Source organism: Bacillus sp. XT-2, assembly GCF_025696525.1.
GTDB classification, from domain to species: domain Bacteria; phylum Bacillota; class Bacilli; order Bacillales; family Bacillaceae; genus Bacillus; species Bacillus halotolerans.
The window spans coordinates 195,780-211,575 of the sequence record NZ_JAHVOC010000004.1; the positions used below are offsets into that span (position 1 = coordinate 195,780).

Annotated in this window: 17 protein-coding genes and 1 pseudogene; 12 read left to right on the forward strand and 6 right to left on the reverse strand. The window is 45.2% G+C overall.

All coding sequences use genetic code 11. The annotated features are described in order from the left end of the window. The first annotated feature begins 29 nt into the window (after window positions 1-29). Together KXD37_RS12990 and KXD37_RS12995 are read left to right on the forward strand one after the other, a co-directional pair. Window positions 30-230, forward strand: a complete 201-nt coding sequence (locus KXD37_RS12990; protein ID WP_010333642.1) for a DUF3311 domain-containing protein — start codon at window positions 30-32, stop codon at window positions 228-230. Next, a complete protein-coding gene (locus tag KXD37_RS12995; protein ID WP_263463609.1) occupies window positions 227-1,696 on the forward strand; it encodes a sodium:solute symporter in 1,470 nt (489 codons plus the stop codon). Before KXD37_RS12990 ends, KXD37_RS12995 begins: the two co-directional genes overlap by 4 nt. A gap of 40 nt (window positions 1,697-1,736) precedes the next feature. Here the strand turns inward: KXD37_RS12995 and KXD37_RS13000 are convergent, their stop codons facing one another. Beyond that, complete coding sequence (locus KXD37_RS13000; protein ID WP_010333640.1) at window positions 1,737-2,006, reverse strand: excalibur calcium-binding domain-containing protein; 270 nt, start codon at window positions 2,004-2,006, stop codon at window positions 1,737-1,739. A 212-nt stretch (window positions 2,007-2,218) separates the two neighbouring features. Here KXD37_RS13000 and KXD37_RS13005 point away from each other — a divergent pair, with 212 nt between their 5' ends. Then, window positions 2,219-3,118: an SDR family oxidoreductase gene (locus tag KXD37_RS13005; protein WP_106020596.1), complete on the forward strand. Its 900-nt coding sequence runs from the start codon at window positions 2,219-2,221 to the stop codon at window positions 3,116-3,118. A 188-nt stretch (window positions 3,119-3,306) separates the two neighbouring features. After that, window positions 3,307-3,726: a hypothetical protein gene (locus KXD37_RS13010; protein ID WP_095713685.1), complete on the forward strand. Its 420-nt coding sequence runs from the start codon at window positions 3,307-3,309 to the stop codon at window positions 3,724-3,726. Window positions 3,727-3,885: 159 nt separating this feature from the next. Here the strand turns inward: KXD37_RS13010 and comK are convergent, their stop codons facing one another. Next, a complete protein-coding gene (gene comK, locus KXD37_RS13015; RefSeq protein ID WP_024120818.1) occupies window positions 3,886-4,464 on the reverse strand; it encodes a competence transcription factor ComK in 579 nt (192 codons plus the stop codon). Between the two features lie 292 nt (window positions 4,465-4,756). Here comK and KXD37_RS13020 point away from each other — a divergent pair, with 292 nt between their 5' ends. Further along, window positions 4,757-4,990, forward strand: a complete 234-nt coding sequence (locus tag KXD37_RS13020; RefSeq protein ID WP_106020598.1) for an IDEAL domain-containing protein — start codon at window positions 4,757-4,759, stop codon at window positions 4,988-4,990. Between the two features lie 28 nt (window positions 4,991-5,018). Here the strand turns inward: KXD37_RS13020 and KXD37_RS13025 are convergent, their stop codons facing one another. Beyond that, complete coding sequence (locus tag KXD37_RS13025; RefSeq protein WP_059293097.1) at window positions 5,019-5,876, reverse strand: SDR family oxidoreductase; 858 nt, start codon at window positions 5,874-5,876, stop codon at window positions 5,019-5,021. A gap of 111 nt (window positions 5,877-5,987) precedes the next feature. Between KXD37_RS13025 and KXD37_RS13030 the strand changes: the two genes are divergently transcribed. The 7 genes and pseudogenes from KXD37_RS13030 (at window position 5,988) to KXD37_RS13055 (ending at window position 12,837) form a co-directional block, all read left to right on the forward strand. After that, window positions 5,988-7,517, forward strand: a complete 1,530-nt coding sequence (locus tag KXD37_RS13030) for an FAD-dependent oxidoreductase (protein ID WP_106022378.1) — start codon at window positions 5,988-5,990, stop codon at window positions 7,515-7,517. Window positions 7,518-7,774: 257 nt separating this feature from the next. Further along, window positions 7,775-8,152 (forward strand): annotated as a pseudogene (locus tag KXD37_RS24130) (protoglobin domain-containing protein); the annotation flags it as partial. Window positions 8,153-8,161: 9 nt separating this feature from the next. Next, window positions 8,162-8,956 (forward strand): methyl-accepting chemotaxis protein, encoded by a 795-nt coding sequence (locus KXD37_RS24135; RefSeq protein ID WP_395939726.1) that lies wholly within the window; start codon window positions 8,162-8,164, stop codon window positions 8,954-8,956. A gap of 134 nt (window positions 8,957-9,090) precedes the next feature. Then, the gene (locus tag KXD37_RS13040) at window positions 9,091-9,648 is read left to right on the forward strand and encodes a biotin transporter BioY (protein ID WP_106022380.1); all 558 of its coding nucleotides are present in this window, start codon (window positions 9,091-9,093) and stop codon (window positions 9,646-9,648) included. 6 nt (window positions 9,649-9,654) lie between these two features. After that, window positions 9,655-11,094, forward strand: a complete 1,440-nt coding sequence (locus KXD37_RS13045) for an acyl-CoA synthetase (protein ID WP_188323664.1) — start codon at window positions 9,655-9,657, stop codon at window positions 11,092-11,094. After that, entirely contained in the window at window positions 11,091-12,185 is a 1,095-nt protein-coding gene (locus tag KXD37_RS13050) for an acetyl-CoA C-acyltransferase (protein ID WP_188323663.1), read from the forward strand. Before KXD37_RS13045 ends, KXD37_RS13050 begins: the two co-directional genes overlap by 4 nt. A gap of 70 nt (window positions 12,186-12,255) precedes the next feature. Continuing rightward, window positions 12,256-12,837, forward strand: coding sequence for a histidine phosphatase family protein (locus KXD37_RS13055; RefSeq protein WP_095713691.1), 582 nt, complete (start codon window positions 12,256-12,258; stop codon window positions 12,835-12,837). A 28-nt stretch (window positions 12,838-12,865) separates the two neighbouring features. Here KXD37_RS13055 and KXD37_RS13060 read toward each other — a convergent pair whose 3' ends face one another. The 3 genes from KXD37_RS13060 to KXD37_RS13070 form a co-directional block, all read right to left on the reverse strand. Continuing rightward, entirely contained in the window at window positions 12,866-13,837 is a 972-nt protein-coding gene (locus KXD37_RS13060; protein WP_106020604.1) for an ABC transporter substrate-binding protein, read from the reverse strand. Window positions 13,838-14,062: 225 nt separating this feature from the next. Beyond that, window positions 14,063-15,055 carry an NADPH:quinone oxidoreductase family protein gene (locus KXD37_RS13065; RefSeq protein ID WP_151174887.1) on the reverse strand — a complete coding sequence of 331 codons (993 nt, stop codon included), beginning with the start codon at window positions 15,053-15,055 and terminating at the stop codon, window positions 14,063-14,065. 71 nt (window positions 15,056-15,126) lie between these two features. Continuing rightward, window positions 15,127-15,576 carry a GNAT family N-acetyltransferase gene (locus KXD37_RS13070; RefSeq protein ID WP_106020605.1) on the reverse strand — a complete coding sequence of 150 codons (450 nt, stop codon included), beginning with the start codon at window positions 15,574-15,576 and terminating at the stop codon, window positions 15,127-15,129. Window positions 15,577-15,796: the final 220 nt, after the last annotated feature.

The window sequence follows — 15,796 nt, forward strand, 5'->3', positions numbered from 1 at the left end:
CGCCCAACTTTTGATCAAAGGAGGATTTTATGAAACTGATTCACATTCTTGCCGCTTTGCCCTTCATCGGACTTTTGCTTGGCATCCCTTTTGCAAACAAAGTGACACCCTATCTGTTTGGCATGCCATTCATTCTCGCCTATGTCGTCATGTGGGCTTTGCTGACCTCTGTCCTGATGGCGATCGTGTATGTCCTCGACAAAGAAAATAAAAGGGAGGAAGCAGAATGAACGCAGCTCTCATCATCATTTTCGGTGTCCTGCTATTCAGCATGTTTCTCGGCGTACGCGCCCAAAAAGGAAAAGACATGGACCTTGAGCAGTGGACGGTTGGAGGCCGCGGCTTCGGTACTGTCTTTGTTTTCCTATTGATGGCAGGAGAGATTTATACGACGTTTACGTTTCTCGGCGGAAGCGGCTGGGCTTACGGAAAAGGCGGGCCTGCCTTTTACATCATCGCCTACGGCTGTCTGGCCTATATTCTTTCTTATTGGCTCCTGCCGGCGGTATGGTCCTATGCGAAACAGCATAAGCTGATGTCGCAGTCCGATTTTTTCATCAAAAAGTACAACAGTCCGCTGCTTGGTGTGCTCGTCTCACTTGTCGGCATTGCCGCGCTTATTCCTTATCTTGTGCTGCAGCTGAAAGGGCTTGGATTGATTGTATCGGAAACGTCTTACGGAAAAATTTCTCCTACTGCTGCCATTTGGATCGGCGTCATTTCAATCACAGTTTACGTTATGGTATCCGGCATCCACGGGTCCGCCTGGATATCCGTTGTCAAAGACATCATGATTTTGGCCGTCGTTTTATTCTTAGGCATATATCTGCCGATTCATTACTACGGCGGATTTCAAGACATGTTTCAGCAGATTGAAAACGCAAATCCCGGTTTTATTACCCTGCCCGAAACAGGGCAAAGTGCTGCATGGTTCAGTTCAACCGTGCTGCTGACGGCGCTGGGCTTTTACATGTGGCCCCATACGTTTTCCGCTTCCTATTCAGCAGAAAACCCAAAAGTCTTTCGAAAAAACGCCATTATTATGCCTTTATACCAGCTGGTCCTTCTATTCGTCCTTTTCGTCGGCTTTGCGGCTATCCTGCAAGTTCCCGGTCTGAAAGGCGCAGACGCGGATCTATCACTTTTGAGACTGTCTCTTCAAACCTTTGATCCTTGGTTTGTCGGAATCATCGGTGCAGCCGGACTGCTGACAGCGCTTGTGCCGGGTTCCATGATTTTAATGTCGGCCTCCACTTTGTTTGCAAAAAATGTTTATCAAGTGTTTGCTCCCCGCACGACGGAACAGCAGGTGACATTATTAGCTAAATGTTTAGTGCCTGTGATTGCGCTGATTGCTGTGTACTTTACATTCAAAGGCGGGAACACAATCGTTACGCTTCTCCTTATGGGATACAGCCTCGTCACACAGCTATTTCCGGCCCTGCTGTTCAGCCTATTCAAGCATAAGATCGTGACCAAACAAGGAGCCTTTGCCGGCATTATAACGGGAGTCGGAGCGGTTTCTTATATTACGGTTACGGAAACAACAATCGGCACTTTATTTCCGGCGCTGCCGCAAGCGGCGAAAGACTTAAACGTCGGCATTGTCGCTTTGCTGCTGAATGTTACGGTCATGATAGCGGTAAGTCTCGTGACAAGAAAAACGAAAAGCACAGCTGCTGATCAAGCCGCTTAAACAAGAAAAAAGCAATCTGGACAACAGATTGCTTTTTTGTTTAGCGTTCGCAGGCGATAAAATCTTTATCACGGTCGCTCTTTTTATTGGCATCATAAAGCGCCTTAGACACGTAAGGCTTGTACTTCGTTTTTCCGCCTTTATTTTTCACCTTGGACGTACGGGCTACCCCGCCTTTGTACACTTTGTTTAATTCCTTGCAGTTCTTATACGTCTTTACCTTCGTTTTGGCTTCCGCCACATGGTCAGCTCCGTATGAAAAACCGAAAACGAGACCGAGTGACAGCAAAAGCGCCGCGGCTTTTTTCATGACAATATACTCCCCCATACCCAATATTTAGTTGTTTTATAGCGATTTTATCATAATTCAATTCGTCATATTTCACAAGATAAATATGGAAGGAGCGGCAGTTTTTTTTACTTTCTTTGTCTTGCAGAGATGCAAACTGCCAAAACATGTTTTTCTCACTTTGCTCAAGGGTACACATACGAATGTACACCACACAAAAAGGAGCGTTGATGATGTCTGATACAAAACGAAACAATCCTTTAACAGCATTTTTTCACGATGAATTTCCTGAACAATACCAAGAACCGCCCGGCTTGCAGCAAAAAATGAAGCCGATTCCGGACTGCGGAGAAAAAAGCTATAAAGGAGCTGGCAAACTAAATGGCCGAAAAGCTCTTGTCACCGGCGGTGATTCCGGTATTGGCCGCGCTGCCGCCATCGCTTATGCGCGGGAAGGCGCCGATGTGGCAATTAACTACTTGCCCGCGGAACAGCCTGATGCAGAAGAAGTAAAAGAACTGATTGAAGCAGAAGGACGCAAGGCAGTCCTGATTCCAGGTGATCTGAGTGACGAATCGTTTTGTCACGATTTAGTCAAACAAGCGCATAACGAACTCGGCGGGCTGGATGTGTTAGCGCTCGTTGCCGGTAAACAGCAAGCAGTGCAAAACATCGAAGACCTTCCTACTGAACAAATCTATAAAACGTTTGAAGTGAACGTCTTCTCGCTATATTGGGTTGTTAAAGCGGCGCTTCCGTATTTGCCGGAGGGTGCGTCTATTATTACCACAACTTCAGTTGAAGGCTACAACCCAAGCCCAATGCTGTTAGATTACGCGGCGACGAAAAACGCCATTATCGGCTTTACCGTTGCGCTCGGAAAACAGCTGGCGCCCAAAGGCATCAGAGTGAACTCTGTTGCGCCAGGACCAATCTGGACTCCGCTGCAAATTTCCGGCGGACAGCCAACTGAAAACATTCCGAAATTCGGCAAAGGGACGCCGCCGTCACCATTAAACCGCGCGGGACAGCCGGTGGAACTGGCAGATGTTTATGTATTCTTAGCTTCAGAGAATTCAAGCTATGTGACATCTCAAATATACGGCATCACCGGCGGAATTCCGACGGCCTAGCGTTAGAAGGGGCTCTCCTTATTTTACTGGAGTGCTCCTTTTTAATATCGATATCCAGACTCTACAATTTGAGGTTACATATTAATCACGTTTGAAATTTGTAAATTTTGTTAACTTCTTGCTAACAAAAAGGATTTTCCAATTAATTGAAGTAATTTAACTATGTATTAAAAAAAGGAGGAATAACAATGAATAAAAAAATCCTTTCAGGAGCATTAGCTGTCGGACTACTAGTGACAGGAGGCACAAATGTTTTTGCAGCTGAAAACCACACACCAGCACAAAAAGCATCCTCAATTAAACCGATGAGTGCTGCTTATACAACCGTAACGGCTAGCAACAATCAGGTTACCTTATCAATCAATGGACTATCAAACCCGTTCACATCCAAATACTATAATATGGTAGCTTGGACAACTGATGGCGGCCAACCTGACAGCACGAAAAGCAATATCTTAGCAACTAAAAGAGCCGGAGATACAACGTCTATCACTTTATCCCTTGATGAAGTAAAAAGAAAATTGGGTACTGGAACAAGAATTTATGGATGGGCGCAAGCAGCAAATGGAACTTGGTACACCTGCGGAAGTGACTCAATTTCCCTTTAACAATTGATCATTTAATAAAGAGCTCAATACATTTTAACGTATTGAGCTCTTTTATTTCACCAACACTTTTTTATTTCTGGAATGCCTTAGCTAAATTTCCCTTAAAAAGTTTATGTTGCATCAACATTGCAAAGCACTCTCAAATTCACTTTTATCCTTCTAATACCGCTCCCCAAGCTCACGCAAAATAAAATCATAAATCATCTTCGTCCGCTCTTCCTTCGGATACAGCATAAATTCCTGCCGTTTCGGGACACGGTGTTCGATTCTGTCCTGAAATTTGGTTCTGAGCCAGGCTGTCCGGTATACCTGATTCTCGAACGAATTGCAGGAGACCGGCAGTTCCATCGTTTTTCCGTTTGAAAACGTCACTTCCGTATCGTCGAATTCAGTCGGTTTGAATTCTTTTACATGCACATGGGAAATCCAGCCGCATTGGGGTCTAGTCGAAGAAAGTGTAGGGAATAAAAAGATTTGGTTCGAAGGGTCCACCATGATTGGCGGTTTGTGAGAAATTTTTGTCACTTCATAAGTTCCCGCTTTTCTTCCCGCGTAGCTTGATCCGAAAAATCGGCAGCTTCGGTCGACAATTTGCAGCGGCTTCATGCTGACGTAAAACATACAGTCTTTTTCAATGATTTTCGAACAGATTTTGCCGTCGATTTCTTCTGGCAAAACGGCAATTGTTGCGCTGTTTACTTCATATGATTCTAATGGTGCGTCAGTTTTCTGACTCATGTTATGGCCTCCATCCTTTTTCTGCAAAATTTATACTAATAATCTATCATCTGTGTTTATAAAACGACAGGATTTTTTAACAAATGAACTAAAATCATCTTTTATTTATATTTTTTAGTTCTATTTTACTAGTAATAACCCGATTTTATTTTACTGCATGATCTCAGATCACAGCATTTCGCAGGATATGTCGATAGATTGCCTAGTATTAGTTGTCTAAAGATTATAAAAATTTATTGATTTTTTCGACCGTTATCCATATACTATAAAAAAGGCATTGGGGGGATTCTTTATGAAAGAGAAAAAGTCGTACACTGAGCTCATGAAGTCCCGCAACACGCAAAAAACAAAAGAATTTGATGTAACAATGATGGATATTTACATTCAAATGGTGCTCGATGAATCCTTGTTTAAGCGTCGGTTGACCATGCTGACTGACCAAATCAACAAAGCCTTGGACAAAAAAGATAAAGATGCGTTTCTTACGCTCTCTAAAGAATATGCAGCGCTCAAACAGAGCGAATAAGCCAATCCTTAAGGATTGGCTTTTTTAATTACCCATTTACAATCGTTCCCCCGTTGACATGAATTGTCTGGCCGGTGACGTAAGTGGAATCATCGCTGGCAAGATATAAATAGCTCGGCGCCACTTCCACCGGCTGGCCCGGCCGTTCCATCGGCACATCCGAACCAAACACTTCCACATCTTTTGCAGCAAAGCTGGCCGGAATGAGCGGTGTCCAGATTGGCCCCGGCGCAACCGCATTGACACGAATGCCTTGCTGGACAAGCGATTGGGAAAGGGATCTTGTAAAAGTGACAATGGCTCCTTTCGTCGCTGAATAATCGATCAGTGTTTTATTGCCTTTGTACGCGGTGATCGATGCTGTATTGATAATACTGCTTCCTTTTTTCAAATGAGGCAGCACAGCCTTCGTTAAATAAAACATAGAGAAAATGTTCGTCTGGAAGGTTCTGATCAGCTGGTGGCTAGTGATTTTTTCAATGCTCGGCTGCACATGCTGCTCAGCGGCATTATTAACCAAAATATCTATGGTTGGAAAAGCCTGGCTGGCCTGTCTTACAACTTCATTACAAAAGGCTTCATCTCCGACATCTCCTGCAATCAGCAGGCACTTCACCCCTTCTTTCTCTACATACTCCTTTGTTTCTTCGGCGTCCTGATGTTCATTAAAATACACAATGACCACATTCGCCCCTTCTTTTGCGAATAACACCGATACAGCGCGTCCGATCCCGCTGTCTCCTCCTGTAATAATGGCCGTTTTGCCCGCTAGTTTTTTTGCCTTCTTCGGCTTATCAAATACCGGACGGGGATCCATCAGATATTCGAATCCCGGCTGCTGGTCCTGATGCTGCGGCGGCAATGTTTTCTTTTTCTCATTCGCCAATGCAATCACTCCTTTTCAACCCTATTATGGTATGAACAAAGCCTGCTTCCTATGTATGAAAAGATAGAAAATGGAAAAATTAAGAATAAATGATATTGGAGGTACAATGGTTTGGCTAATCAACCTTTTTCAAAAGAAGCTCCCGAAACATATTGGAAAACATCGGCGGACTTGCCTTCTTTTCCGGCGCTGCAAGAAGATACGGAATGTGATGTCACCATTATTGGAGGAGGCATTACAGGAATCACGACGGCCTATGAGCTGTCCAAAAGAGGCTTCCGTGTCATTCTGATTGAAGCGAATCAGGTTCTCAATGGCACAACGGCCCACACAACGGCAAAAATTACAGCGCAGCACGACATGATTTATGATGAATTTATCCGCAATTTCGGACTGAACCACGCAAGGCTTTATTATGAAGCGAACCAGAATGCAATTGATTATATAAAAGGAATTGTTGATGAACTTCAGATCGATTGCGAATGGGCCGAACAAGACGCTTACCTTTACACAACAAGTGAAGATGCTGTACAAAAAATCCGCACTGAGCATGAGGCATACACAAAACTCGGGATTGAAAGGGATCTCATAAAAGATCTTCCGCTTCCCGTCGGCTCTAAGCTGGCGCTCGTGATGAAGAATCAGGCCCAATTTCACCCGCTTCACTTTTTAACCGGGCTCCTTGATCAGATCGTGCAAAAGGGCGGACGGATTTATGAAGAGACTGTTGCGCTTGATATTAAAAAAGGAGAAATGCCTGAAGTTGTTACAAAAAGCCGGCACGCCATTAAAAGCCGATTTATCGTATGCTGCTCCCATTTCCCTTTTTATGACGGGGGCGGATTATATGCAGCAAGAATGTATTCTGATAGATCCTATGTCCTCGCCGTCAAGCCGAAGATCGACTATCCTGAGGGCATGTATGTAAGTATAGACCAGCCGTCAGTTGCGCTTCGCTACACCATTGTGAACGGAGAAAAGCTGATTCTCTTCAGCGGAGTAAGCCATAAAACAGGCCAAGGCAAAGACATGTCGACCCATTACGAAACGCTGAGACAATTGGCAGAAAGCACAATTGGAATCGAAAGCATTCCCTATTACTGGTCCACACAGGATCTCGTGACAATCGATAAAATCCCATTCATCGGGCCTATGTCTGAAAACGAAGACAATATTCTCGTTGCGACCGGCTTCAAAAAATGGGGCATGACATCAGCAGCTGTCGCAGCTCAGCTTTTGTCAGACCTTGTGGAGAAAAAAGACAATCCATATGAGAGCATTTTTACACCGTCTCGTTTCCATCTGAATCCCGGCTTGCAAAAGGTGATTTCTTACAATGCAGATGTGGCTAAGCATTTCATTAAAGGGAAGCTTGAAAAACCGAACGTCGATTTTGAAGAGATCGCGCCAGGTGAAGGAAAAGCCGTCACCATTAACGGCAGACGCGCGGGGGCATTCAGAGATGAAACGGGCTGCCTGCATCTTGTTGATACAACCTGCACCCATTTAGGCTGTGAAGTGGAATGGAACGATGGAGAGCACACATGGGATTGTCCGTGCCACGGATCACGCTTTAAACCAACTGGCGAGGTAGTCGAAGGACCGGCCATCAAACCACTAAAACAAATTGACCTTAATTAAACCGTTCATATAACTGAACGGTTTTTTTATAAATATTTTCTATCTGCCGTCTTCATTCGTGCTTCCCTTGACCGATAAAAAAGAAAAAGGCTTAAAAAGCCAAAAGATAAAATTATATTTTCCCAAGGGGGATCACTGTATTGTTATTTAAAAAAGATAGAAAAAAAGAAACGGCTTATTTTTCAGATTCAAACGACCAGCAAAAAAACCGCATTCAGCTCACAAACAAGTTCTCAGATGTGAAAAAACAGCTCAAAATGGTCAGACTGGGAGATCCAGAGCTGCACGTGCTGCAGGAGCTACAGCCCTTAATCCAAGAAAACATTGTTTACATTGTTGACGCTTTCTATAAAAATCTCGATCATGAAAGCTCATTAATGGATATCATTAACGACCACAGCTCAGTTGACCGCTTAAAACAAACGTTAAAACGGCATATTCAAGAAATGTTTGCCGGTGTCATTGATGATGAATTTATTGAAAAACGAAATAAAATTGCTTCTATCCATTTACGAATCGGCCTTCTGCCAAAATGGTACATGGGGGCGTTTCAGGAATTGCTTCTATCAATGATTGACATTTATGAAAAATCAATTACAGATCACCAGGAACTGCTGAAAGCAATCAAAGCAACAACTAAAATCTTGAACTTAGAACAGCAGCTTGTCCTTGAAGCGTTTCAGGATGAGTACAACCAAACCCGCGATGAACAAGAAGAAAGGAAAAACCTTCTGCATCAGAGAATCCAAGAAACCTCCGGGTCGATCGCAAATTTGTTTTCAGAAACGAGCCGATCCGTTCAAGAGCTTGTTGACAAATCTGAAGGCATTTCCGAAGCATCCAAAGCCGGCACAGTGACATCCAGCACCGTTGAAGAAAAGTCGATCGGCGGGAAAAAAGAGCTTGAAATCCAGCAAAAACAGATGAACCAGATCGATACAAGCCTCGTCCAAATCGAAAAAGAAATGGTCAAGCTGGATGAAATCGCACAGCAAATTGAAAAAATCTTCGGCATCGTCACAGGCATCGCCGAACAAACGAATCTTCTGTCGCTAAACGCATCTATTGAATCAGCCCGTGCAGGCGAACACGGCAAAGGCTTTGCCGTTGTGGCAAATGAGGTGCGAAAGCTGTCTGAAGATACTAAAAAAACCGTTTCTACAGTGTCCGAGCTTGTGAACAACACCAATACACAAATCAACATCGTGTCGAAGCATATCAAAGACGTGAACGGGCTTGTCAGCGAAAGCAAAGAAAAAATGACACAAATTAACCGTTTATTCGATGAAATTGTTCACAGCATGAAAGTCAGCAAAGAACAATCAGGAAAAATTGACGTCGATCTGCAGGCCTTTCTCGGAGGGCTCCAGGAGGTCAGCCGCGCCGTTTCTCATGTGGCTGCTTCTGTTGATTCGCTTGTCATTCTTACAGAAGAATAATCATCAAAAACCGGCCGACCGCAGGGCCGGTTTTTTTGCGCCCATTTGTAAACCCTAATTAAAATTAAGTTGACATAAAAGCTGTCTGCATTTATTGTATAACCATATTTTATTCGTTAGCTGGAGGATTTCATATGAAATTACTAGACATGATGCACATTGCAATCTTTACTGCACTGATGGCAGTGCTTGGTTTTATCCCCCCTCTTTTCTTATCCTTTACACCTGTTCCCATTACACTGCAGACGCTCGGTGTCATGCTGGCCGGCAGCATTCTCAGACCCAAAGCCGCTTTTTTAAGCCAGCTTGTCTTTTTGCTGCTCGTCGCCTTTGGAGCGCCGCTATTGCCCGGCGGCCGCGGCGGGTTTGGCGTTTTTTTCGGACCGAGTGCGGGTTTTCTGATTGCTTATCCGTTCGCCTCGTGGCTGATCAGCCTAGCTGTTCACAGACTGCGTAAGGTGACAGTGTTCCGTCTCTTTTTCATTCATATTGTATTCGGCATCGCCTTTATTTACCTGCTTGGCATTCCTGTACAAGCTTTTATCATGCATATTGATCTGTTACAGGCCGGTTTTATAAGTCTTTCATTTGTGCCCGGCGATTTATTAAAAGCGGCAGCATCTGCGCTGCTTGCCATTAAGATCACCCAAGCCTTGTCTCTTTCTGATACGATGTATACAAAAGGAGGCTGACATTCTGTGACCATTACACATACATATCTATCTTTTGCCAATAAAAATCCAGGCCGGATTGCGATCCAGACTGAATCTGAACATATTACATATCGGGATTGGAACCGGCTCGTCACCCAAACTGCCAATTGGCTGCGGGCGCAGCCAAACGTTCCAAAACGTGTAGCCATCCTGCTCCCAAACAGCCTTGCATTTTTACAGCTGTTTGCCGGAGCTGCCGCGGCCGGATGTACGGCGGTTCCTATTGATACACGCTGGAGTGCGGCTGAATGCGGTGAGCGGCTGGCATTAAGCGGTGCTGATTTTGTGGTGGCTTCATCTCTTTTTAAAAACAAACTGACAGATTGTCTGACACCCGTAGTTTGGCTGGAAGACTGTATGGCGCATATCGCAGAGGCATCCGCTGCCCCGGCCCCAGCCGTTGATCCGGAGCTTCCCTTTTATATGGGCTTTACATCAGGCTCAACAGGCAAGCCGAAAGCATTTACGCGCTCTCATCGCTCTTGGATTGAAAGCTTTCATTGTACAAAAACTGATTTTTTGGTCTCTTCAAATGACAAAGTTCTGATTCCGGGAACATTACTGTCCTCTCACTTTTTATACGGTGCTGTCAGCACTCTGTATCTCGGGGGTACCGTTTGTTTGCTTAAAAAATTCATTCCCGCTCAAACGAAGGAGTGGCTAACACAGAAATCCATCAGCGTACTCTATACCGTACCGACAATGACAGATGCCCTCGCCAACATTCACGCTTTTCCTGACAGCTCCGTTACAATCATTTCATCGGGAGCGGACTGGCCGGCAGCATCCAAGGAGAAGCTCGCAGCCAAATGGCCTCATTTGAAGCTGTACGATTTTTACGGCACATCTGAGCTTAGTTTTGTGGCGTATCTCTCACCGGAAGACAGCAAACGAAAACCTCATTCAGCGGGCCGCCCTTTTCATAATGTCCGCATTGAGATTCGCAGCGCCGCCGGGGACCTCTGTCAGCCTAGGGAAATCGGGAAAATATTCGTCAAAAGCCCGATGAAGTTCTCAGGCTATGTAAACAGCCGCACACCAGATCAATCGGAATGGATGACAGTAGATGACATGGGATATGTTGATGAAGAGGGATTTCTGTACATTGCAGGACGGGAAAACGGAATGATCGTATATGGCGGATTAAATATATTCCCTGAAGAAGTTGAGCGTGTGCTTCTCTCCTGCCCAGAGGTTGAAAAAGCAGCTGTGGCGGGCATTCCGGACGAGTATTGGGGAGAAATCGCCGCGGCCGTCATTTGCGGGAATACAGACGTCAAAAAGCTGAAAGCCTGGTGCAAGCAGAAACTGGCATCCTACAAAATCCCGAAAAAATGGGTATTTACAGACAGTATGCCGGAAACAAGCAGCGGCAAAATTGCCCGTTCCAGCGTAAAAAAATGGCTGCGGGGTATGGTGAATTGAACGCGGTTATTGCAGATGCAAAACGAACGATTTTCGGAAAAGAAAACGGACTGCTGAAACAGTTTCTGCCGGAGGATTTGGCCGCTCCTCTCATCAGCTGTCTCGGCCGAAAGTTAGAGGATCAAATTGACGAGGTGATTTTGGGAAACGCCACTGGCAGAGGCGGCAACCTCGCCCGGCTGTCAGCACTTCAAGCTGAACTTCCTTTATCTGTTCCCGGCATGACGATTGACAGACAATGCGGCTCCGGGCTTGAAGCAGTGCGTTCCGCATGCAATCTTATCAAAGCGGGTGCCGGAAACATTTATATCGCAGGCGGCGCAGAAAGCAGCAGCCGGTCGCCTTTTTCAGAAAGAGCCCGCTTTTCGCCGGACACTGTTGGTGATCCCGATATGGGCATGGCGGCCGAATATACAGCAGCACGCTATGCCATCCCAAGAAACATGCAGGACGAATACACACTTCTCAGCTATCAACGCAGCTGGAGTGCTCATACCGAAGGATTGTACCGTGAAGAGATTGTTCCTCTCGGGGAGTTGGAAACAGACGAAGCTTTTCTGAAAAGACGGCCGATGGAATCGATCATTTCTCGTGCAAAGCCGGTGTTTGACACCAGCTCCGGAACGGTTACAGCCGCCAATAGCAGCGGCATTTCAGATGGAGCGGCTGCACTCCTTGTCATGGAAGAGAAAAAAGCTGCATCCCTCGGCTATAAACCTGTGCTGCGCTTTATCGGAAGCGCCGTTAGCGGCATTCATCCCAACTATCCGTCCGCTGCGCCGATTGAAGCGATCAAAAAGCTTTTAGCTGCAAACGCGTTGACAAGTGACGATATCGGTTTATACGAAATCAACGAAGCCTTTGCCGTTAAAATATGTGTCTGCTCACAAGAACTTTGCATTCCCTATACGAAGATCAATGTGCGGGGCGGCGCGTTAGCTCTCGGCCATCCTTACGGCGCTTCCGGGGCGGCACTGGTCACCAGATTGTTTTATGAAGCGCAGAGACGGACAGGCTGTCAATATGCTGTCGCCGCCATCGGAATCGGCGGCGGAATCGGCTTGGCTTTATTATTTGAGGTTTTGGCATAGGCTTTTTCATAGGATGCATGCCTCTGATTTAGTATAATAGCGATAAGATCAAAGTCAGGAAGGGGATTTTATGACAGCCGTTTGCTTAGTAAGACACGGAGAAACCGATTGGAACCTGCAGCAAAAATGCCAAGGGAAAACAGATATCCCGCTGAACGCGACAGGCGAACGCCAAGCAAAAGAAACCGGAGAATACTTAAAAGATTTCTCTTGGGATATCATTGTCACCAGCCCGCTGAAAAGAGCCAGAAGAACCGCGGACATTATTAATGAATACCTCAATCTTCCTATCGTCGAGATGGATGACTTTAAGGAGCGTGATTACGGGGACGCGGAGGGCATGCCGCTTGAAGAACGGACAAAGCGCTATCCGGACAAGAACTACCCAAACATGGAAACGCTAAAAGAGCTCACGGACAGGCTGATGGGCGGATTGGTGAAAGTAAACCACGCATATCCAAATCAAAAGGTACTGATTGTCGCGCACGGCGCAGCGATTCACGCACTGCTGACAGAGATTTCCGGCGGTGATGCCGAGCTTCAAAATACGCGCCTTGTCAATGCCTGCCTCAGTAACATTGAATTTGCAGAAGAAAAATGGAAAATTAAAGATTATAACATCAATAGCCACTTATCCGGTTTTATTCAATAAGAAAAGACAGGCGTTTGCCTGTCTGTTTTTATTTATTTTCTGCTGCCATATCATTTTGAAGCTCATCTAAAATCGCATTCGCTCCGTCCACACTGCGGCGCAGAGACCATACCTGACGGTCAACATGGTACACATGCCCGTTTTTCACTGCCTTCAGCTTCTTCCACAGAACATTTTTTTCGATCGGGCGTTTGCCGTCCGCGTCAATGTCGTCTGTTTTTCCTGTCATCAGTATGATTACATCCGGGTCTGTTTTCAGCAGCTGCTCAAGTGTCATTTTCATGTTCACAGAGTCGCCGCCATTACCGGTTTTTTTGTTATCGGACGTGCTGATCGCATATTGATAGCCGACTTGTGTTAAAAGTCTCGATGTGAAGAAATTTTCATCTCTGGCCATAATCGTATCATTTGTATTTCCAATCAAAAGCACAGATTGACTGTTCGCACTGATCTTTCTCTTTGTTTCATTTACTTTTTCTTCATGCGCTGTCAGCTTTTTCTCCATTTCCTTCTCTTTGCCGACTGCTTTGGCAATGGTAAGAGAAGCGTCAATTGTATCCTGATAATCAGCATTTAAATTATTAAGCGCGATCGTCGGCGCGATGTTTTTCAGCTGATCATATATCTTCTTATGACGGGTCGTGTCTGCAATAATCAAATCCGGTTTTAGCGAAGCGATTTTTTCCATGCTTGGCTGTGACCGTGTGCCGACAGAGGTGTAGCCGTCAATTTTTTTCAGTACATCCTTGTTGATCAGCTGCTTTGCTTTATTGTCATCCGCCACTCCAACAGGCGTAATGCCGAGATCAAGCAAAGTGTCGATAAAGCCAAGCTCAAGCACAACGACCCGCTTCGGATGCTCAGGCACGTTCGTTTTCCCTAAATCATGTGTTACCGCTGCTTTATTTTCTTCACTGTTTTGATGGCCGGCTGAAGAAGAACAAGCCACAGTCAAAACAGAAAGAAGTAAAACTGTAAGAATAATCAGTGTTTTTTTCATAACATTCCAGTCTCTCCTGTATGTAGTTTCTCAATTAAGATGTCCAAAAGATAGTATAACACGGAATGATAATCATTATCACTATTATTATTGAAAATCAGTATAGAAAGTTTCACATCGAAGGAACGTTTCTCTGTTGCTATGAGATGCACTTGCATATTCTAGAATCAAACAAAAAAGCTTGCAGAAAAAGCATCGTTTTTTCTGCAAGCTGAAACTTCAATTTTACAGTTTTACAAGGACTCTTCCTTGAATGTGATTTTGCAAGATATCTTTTAGCGCATCAGGTGCTTCTGTTAATGAGACTTCCTTGTCTATGATTGTCAGAAGCTGTTCCGGCTTAAGATCGGAGGCCATGCGCTCCCAAACCGCCGCTCTAATATCCATTGGACAATAGACTGAGTCTATCCCCAGCAGGCTGACTCCGCGAAGAATAAACGGATACACCGTTGCAGGAACCTCTCCCCCGCCCGTTAGACCGCTCACCGCGACAGATCCGCCGTATTGGATTTTGCTTAAAAGCGAGGCAAGCTGCTTACCGCCTACAGGATCGACAGCTCCTTGCCATTGCTGCTTGGACAGCGCCTTACGTTTACCGTCATAGACATCTTCCCTGCTGATTACTTCATTAGCACCGAGCTGCTTCAAATAGTCAGCCGCCTCCCGGTTTCCTGTGCTTGCGACCACGTTGTAGCCGCGTTTGCTGAGCATCGTTATTGCAATTCCGCCGACACCGCCGGTTGCTCCGGTGACAAGCACGCTCCCTTTTTCAGGAGAGAGTCCGTTCTGTTCAAGACGATGCACAGATAACGCCGCTGTAAACCCCGCCGTTCCGTACGCCATCGCTTCCTGCAGCGAAAGGTTCTTTGGCAAAGGCACCAGCCAGTCGCCAGGCACTGAAACATATTCGCTTAATCCGCCATGACGTGAGACACCAAGCTCATAGCTTGTCGCAATGACTTCATCCCCTTCGGCAAAACGCGGATCATTTGAAGAGACAACCGTACCTGCAGCATCAATGCCTAAAATAAGCGGATATTCTCTGACAATATTGCCGCCCGCTTTTCCGGCCAAGCCGTCTTTGTAGTTGATGCCTGAATATGCTGTTTTAATCAGCACGCCGTCTTTCGGCAAATCCTCTGTTGATATGGTTTTGATATTGACTGAAACATCATCTGCATTTTTTTCTGCCAGCAATGCTTGAAATAACGTTGACATTCGGCACACTCCTTTTCATTTTTATCGTAACCGAACATCGGCCAAAAAACCAAATCATGAGGCCTCTATTTTCATTTCTCCGGCACATTAAGGCTGTAATGCACAAATGCGGTTTCCTCTTCATAGCCGTTTTGCTCATATAAACTTCTTGCCGTCCGGTTGTGATGTTCCGTCTGCAGCTTTAAACATTTCGCTCCGTTTTCCGCGGCATAATCCTTTGCAGCGGAAAGCAGCCGCCGGCCAACTCCCTTTTTTCGTACAGAAGAAGCGGCGAATAAATCATTTAATATGTAGATTCTTTTCATAGCCACGGAAGAAAAGGCTGGATAAAGCTGTGTAAAACCAATGAATTCCCCATTTTCTTCTGCGATAAAAATAACAGACTCTTCCTTTTCCAGGCGTGCTTTCAAAAAAGCCTCCGCTCCTTCCAGATCCGACGCCTGCTTATAAAATTCCCGATACTGATTAAACAGCGGTGCTATAGCTGCCGCATCTGCTGGTAAAGCTTGACGAATGTTCATCTCGTTTCCTTCTCTCTATATGCTGTTAAGAAGTACATTTTATATTAGAATTTTCTGTAAACCATATTGATCAGAATACTTTTTTCAGCATGCATGGAAAAAATATCACGATAATATCCATTGATCTCATAGAAAAACATGCAGGTCAATGGAACTGATTTATTCGACAGGGTTTTTTCTGGTCGCGGGAGGATTTAACCTGAAAAAACATGAAATTTCA

Excerpts from the sequence above, each read along its gene's own strand:
- KXD37_RS12990 (WP_010333642.1), top strand. The coding sequence starts at position 30 with ATGAAACTGATTCACATTCTTGCCGCTTTGCCCTTCATCGGACTTTTG.
- KXD37_RS12995 (WP_263463609.1), top strand. The coding sequence starts at position 227 with ATGAACGCAGCTCTCATCATCATTTTCGGTGTCCTGCTATTCAGCATG.
- KXD37_RS13000 (WP_010333640.1), bottom strand. The coding sequence starts at position 2,006 with ATGAAAAAAGCCGCGGCGCTTTTGCTGTCACTCGGTCTCGTTTTCGGT.
- KXD37_RS13005 (WP_106020596.1), top strand. The coding sequence starts at position 2,219 with ATGTCTGATACAAAACGAAACAATCCTTTAACAGCATTTTTTCACGAT.
- KXD37_RS13010 (WP_095713685.1), top strand. The coding sequence starts at position 3,307 with ATGAATAAAAAAATCCTTTCAGGAGCATTAGCTGTCGGACTACTAGTG.
- comK (WP_024120818.1), bottom strand. The coding sequence starts at position 4,464 with ATGAGTCAGAAAACTGACGCACCATTAGAATCATATGAAGTAAACAGC.
- KXD37_RS13020 (WP_106020598.1), top strand. The coding sequence starts at position 4,757 with ATGAAAGAGAAAAAGTCGTACACTGAGCTCATGAAGTCCCGCAACACG.
- KXD37_RS13040 (WP_106022380.1), top strand. The coding sequence starts at position 9,091 with ATGAAATTACTAGACATGATGCACATTGCAATCTTTACTGCACTGATG.
- KXD37_RS13055 (WP_095713691.1), top strand. The coding sequence starts at position 12,256 with ATGACAGCCGTTTGCTTAGTAAGACACGGAGAAACCGATTGGAACCTG.
- KXD37_RS13060 (WP_106020604.1), bottom strand. The coding sequence starts at position 13,837 with ATGAAAAAAACACTGATTATTCTTACAGTTTTACTTCTTTCTGTTTTG.
- KXD37_RS13065 (WP_151174887.1), bottom strand. The coding sequence starts at position 15,055 with ATGTCAACGTTATTTCAAGCATTGCTGGCAGAAAAAAATGCAGATGAT.
- KXD37_RS13070 (WP_106020605.1), bottom strand. The coding sequence starts at position 15,576 with ATGAACATTCGTCAAGCTTTACCAGCAGATGCGGCAGCTATAGCACCG.